Here is a 4,016-nt window from a genome sequence, read left to right on the forward strand (position 1 = left end):
TCTCGCCATCCGCACCAGTGCCCTATTCCATAGCGTCAATGTCCCCGTCTACATCGATGGCTTAGTCCGCGAAGTCACCGACTTATTCCAAACGCAACTAGAATTACTCCCAGCCGCCGTCCAAAACTTCGCCAAAACCCAGTCCCCCTTCTTTAGCGAAAAATCCTCACCGCGCATCATCTCGATCGCGTCCCATAAAGAACGTCCCCTCGCGATCGCCCACCCCTCAGTAATTATCGCCAGTTCCGGCATGTTGACAGGTGGCGCGAGTATCGGCTACGCTAAAATCTTATTAGAACGGGAAAATGCCGCCGTTTTTATCTCCGGCTATACCGACGAAGAATCCCCAGGACGCTTTTTGCAAAGCCTAGAGCCAGGAAGCGAAATCGAACTCGACGGAACCCCGCTCACAGTCAGAGCCAAGATTCAACGCTTCAATCTGTCCGCTCATGCCGATCGAGTCGGAATTACCCAAGTCATCCACCGCGTCAATCCCCAACACCTGATCCTAATTCACGGTTCCCCATCCGCCCTCCACGAACTCTCTCGCGCTGGCGACTTGCGGGATAAATATTGGATTCACATCCCCGAAGTTGGCGATACCATTACCTTCGGCGAAGCACCCGAACACCTCTCCAAAGCCCAAGTAGCACGCGTAGATGCGGGACAAGAATTTGAAGTCGAAATCGAAGCCGAATTCGATGGTGCGTGGCTGCGAATCGCCGATAGCGTCCTCGAAGATCCCCGCTGGCAACATTTAGCCGCGACGGGACTATTATCAGCAAAATGGACGAAAGGTGGCTTGATGCTCAAACCCGCCAGTCATAAGTCGATGGCGGTGGAAAGTGCGATCGCCAGTGGTATAGATTGTTGTGCGGTATGTGAGTTTTTCGACGGTTATCTCTGTCGCGGGGAAGAGAGTCCCCTGTATAAACGCGATGTCGATCCGACTGCGAAATGTCCGATATTTGTTCGTCAAGTTGTGGCGGTTGAATCGATAGCTAATGGTGAGGAATCTTTGGTAGATCCTTCGATTCTCGTTCCAAGACGCTCCGCGAGCGAGGAAATCGTGGATCTGGATGAAAATGAAAATTAGAAAAGTGCCGATCGATATTAGCGTTATCATAGATAGCTGAAACATCAATCTCAGAACTCAAGACAACTAATCATGCAAGTAGTTATCAGTCCCCAATCCCTCCTAGAAACTGGTATCAGAGTCGAAAAAGTCGATGACTTACGGCTGTTCAAATTTACAGACGAGCTTCAAGATAGACTTGAAGAATTGATGTCCAAAAATCAGTCCGCAGTACTCACGACTACCGAACAGGAAGAATTAAATAGTATCAGCGAACTCGATCGCATATTCACATACCTCAATTCTCTATTGGTTGCCCAAAAATGAGTGTAAGTGAATTTACTAAAAAATATGTTCGTAGCCGAGCAGGTTATTTGTGTGAGTATTGTCACTCATCAGAAAAAATCAGTGCTTCTCGCTTTACGATCGACCATTTGCAGCCGCGATCTCTAGGTGGTGTAGACACAGAAGAAAATCTCGCACTTGCCTGTAATCGTTGCAACCAAAATCGATATAATTTTGTGGTCGGACGCGATATTGAAACATCTACTATTTTACCGCTGTTTAATCCACGAAATCAGTTGTGGCAAGAGCATTTTATATGGTCGATCGATGCAACTAGAATTATTGGAACTACTGCGGTTGGGCGAGCAACTTGTGACAGGCTAGACATAAATGATGACAAGTACAAGGGAGAAAGGTCGATCCGCGAAGCTCGTGCATTATGGCTCGAAGCAGGCTGGCATCCACCAGAAAACGATCCTCGGCAATTAGAAGTTTAAACTCGACATCGAGAAAAGTTAGCAAATTCATGATTACGAACATTGATGAACTAAAATCAGAAATTATGAGAAGAGGGATTGCTAGGGAAGAAGATTTAGTGGGTTGTGACGATCGAGAGTTAGAATCGATCGAGCAGCAATATGGAACGCTACCACTAGCTTACAAACAAATCATGAAACTTCTGGGTGGTCGCGCTCGCAAATGGTTGTGTATTAGTGAGTATGAAGACTTCGATCTATCAAGAGCAAAGCACTTGAGCAAGTGGATGCAAGAAGATGATTACTTAATAGATGAGACAGGTGCCAGTATTAGTAAACTAAAAAATGTTTTCTTTATATAATGTTGAAGGTAAAACCGAAAGCAGTACCAGAAGTTAATACATCATTTTGGCAAAAGCTATTCGGCAAATAACTAACTAACGATCGATGATATTATGAACTGGCTTGCTCACATCTTACTATCAGAACCAAATGTTGAGAATCGCTTAGGTAACTTATTGGGCGATTTGGTGAAAGGTAAAGACTTAGATCGACTCAATTGTAACTTAAGGCGAGGTATCAGTAGGCATTACGCGATCGACAAATTTACCGACAACCATCCAATTGTCAAAATCAGTAAGAAAAGGATCGATAAAGAATATAGTAAGTTTGCAGGCATATTAATCGATGTTTTTTACGACCATTTACTAGCAAAAAATTGGGCGATATATTCCGATACTATCTTCGCTGATTTTACGGCAGAGATATATGAATCATTTCAAAAATATTCAGGCGAGATTCCACCAGCGGCTAGACAAATAATCGGGTATATGGTGGATGGTGATTGGTTAACTAGCTATCGACACTTATCTGGTGTAGAACATGCTCTAGCTCGGCTCGATTATCGAATTAGAGCTAGGATGGGTGACAGAGTTAAGCTGGTTGATGCGATGCCAATACTGGAACGGGAGTCGATCGATCTCGAACGAGATTTTCATTCTTTCTTTCCACAATTACAGCACCACATTAAAGATGCGATATTTCAGTAAGTTTGAGTGCGATCGAGATCTCGTTAGTTATGAGTCAATAATTTCGCTATTTTTCCACACGCGATCGAGTTTTTATGAGAAAATAAAGTTAGATGAGCTTGCAAGGCGATGCAGCAAGTAGTCGATTGCTCTAACCCGATCGTCACTGGCATTACATGTTATATCAATTCCGACAATTGCTGTGGCAGCAGCGAAAGTTCCTTATTATTTTTATTGGCCTGCTAGTTGGCATTTTTTTTAGCGTTCAATTATTTATAAACTTTCAAATTATTAATTTAACGATCGCGGCTGGGCCAGCTAGATCGGAGAGTTATCAACTGGCGCAAGCGATCGCTTACCAATTAGTGGTCTGTGACTCTAAAATCAGATTGCAAGTGTTAGAAACCATCGGCTCAGATCGAAGTCTCGAATTATTACAAACTGGTAAAGTCGATCTAGCATCGATCCCGGTTAATAATTCGGTATCTTCGACTGTCAAACTAGTTTCCTATTTATTTAACGACTTATTTCATATCGTGGTGTCCGAAAAATCTGGCATTAAACAGATTGCCGATCTCAAAGGCAAACGGATTGCCATCCCGCCTGTCGAAGATCGAGCGAATGATTTTTTCTGGATTTTACTCAAACATTATCGCTTATCCGAGCGAGATGTCCAGGTGCAATCGCTCACTGGAGCCGCTTCGGATGAGGCTTTTTTAGCAGGTAGCATCGATGCAGTGTTTCGATTGCGTCCGGCTGGCAATAAATTTATTCAAAAATTAGTGCAACAAGGTAGAGCGAGCATTATCCCGATTGCCTAACGGCAGGCTGCGCCAACGATCGAGCAGCGGCACTCAAAATTCGTTATCCAGAATTTGCACCTGCACTCCTACCCAAAGGTGTTTATCAAGGTAATACTGCTGCTCCACCCCAAGATTTACCGACGATTGCCGTGCAGCGCATGTTGATTGCCAATAGTCGAATCAGTACCGAAGCTATCTATGAGCTGACAAAGACAGTCTATGAAAACCGTCAGGTCTTGATAAATAGAATGCCGCTAGCAAATGAGATCTCACCACCCGATCGTCAGGACGGATCGCTCATTCCCATTCACCCTGGCGCATTAAACTATTACAATCGTTCGGAGCCAGA

At 44.3% G+C, this 4,016-nt stretch carries 7 protein-coding genes; all 7 read left to right on the top strand.

From position 1 onward, the window contains the following. Positions 1-1,096, top strand: a 1,096-nt coding sequence (locus RMO52_RS18935; protein WP_310417358.1) for an MBL fold metallo-hydrolase, incomplete at its 5' end; no start/stop codon positions are given. Between the two features lie 72 nt (positions 1,097-1,168). After that, positions 1,169-1,402 (top strand): hypothetical protein, encoded by a 234-nt coding sequence (locus RMO52_RS18940; RefSeq protein WP_310417361.1) that lies wholly within the window; start codon positions 1,169-1,171, stop codon positions 1,400-1,402. Continuing rightward, complete coding sequence (locus tag RMO52_RS18945) at positions 1,399-1,857, top strand: HNH endonuclease signature motif containing protein (RefSeq protein ID WP_309737844.1); 459 nt, start codon at positions 1,399-1,401, stop codon at positions 1,855-1,857. The genes RMO52_RS18940 and RMO52_RS18945 overlap by 4 nt, the downstream gene beginning before the upstream one ends. Before the next feature lie 29 nt (positions 1,858-1,886). Further along, a complete protein-coding gene (locus RMO52_RS18950) occupies positions 1,887-2,198 on the top strand; it encodes a hypothetical protein (RefSeq protein WP_310417364.1) in 312 nt (103 codons plus the stop codon). A gap of 93 nt (positions 2,199-2,291) precedes the next feature. Then, the gene (locus RMO52_RS18955; protein ID WP_309737846.1) at positions 2,292-2,885 is read left to right on the top strand and encodes an acyl carrier protein phosphodiesterase; all 594 of its coding nucleotides are present in this window, start codon (positions 2,292-2,294) and stop codon (positions 2,883-2,885) included. Positions 2,886-3,040: 155 nt separating this feature from the next. After that, the gene (locus RMO52_RS18960; protein ID WP_310417367.1) at positions 3,041-3,685 is read left to right on the top strand and encodes a TAXI family TRAP transporter solute-binding subunit; all 645 of its coding nucleotides are present in this window, start codon (positions 3,041-3,043) and stop codon (positions 3,683-3,685) included. Positions 3,686-3,723: 38 nt separating this feature from the next. After that, the coding region (locus RMO52_RS18965) for a TAXI family TRAP transporter solute-binding subunit (RefSeq protein ID WP_310417370.1) at positions 3,724-4,016 on the top strand (293 nt) is incomplete at its 3' end.

The organism is Chamaesiphon sp. OTE_8_metabat_110 (genome assembly GCF_031382685.1).
Classification (GTDB): domain Bacteria; phylum Cyanobacteriota; class Cyanobacteriia; order Cyanobacteriales; family Chamaesiphonaceae; genus Chamaesiphon.

Coding starts and splice junctions, on each gene's coding strand:
- RMO52_RS18960 (WP_310417367.1), top strand. CDS start 3,041: ATGTTATATCAATTCCGACAATTGCTGTGGCAGCAGCGAAAGTTCCTT.
- RMO52_RS18940 (WP_310417361.1), top strand. CDS start 1,169: ATGCAAGTAGTTATCAGTCCCCAATCCCTCCTAGAAACTGGTATCAGA.
- RMO52_RS18955 (WP_309737846.1), top strand. CDS start 2,292: ATGAACTGGCTTGCTCACATCTTACTATCAGAACCAAATGTTGAGAAT.
- RMO52_RS18945 (WP_309737844.1), top strand. CDS start 1,399: ATGAGTGTAAGTGAATTTACTAAAAAATATGTTCGTAGCCGAGCAGGT.
- RMO52_RS18950 (WP_310417364.1), top strand. CDS start 1,887: ATGATTACGAACATTGATGAACTAAAATCAGAAATTATGAGAAGAGGG.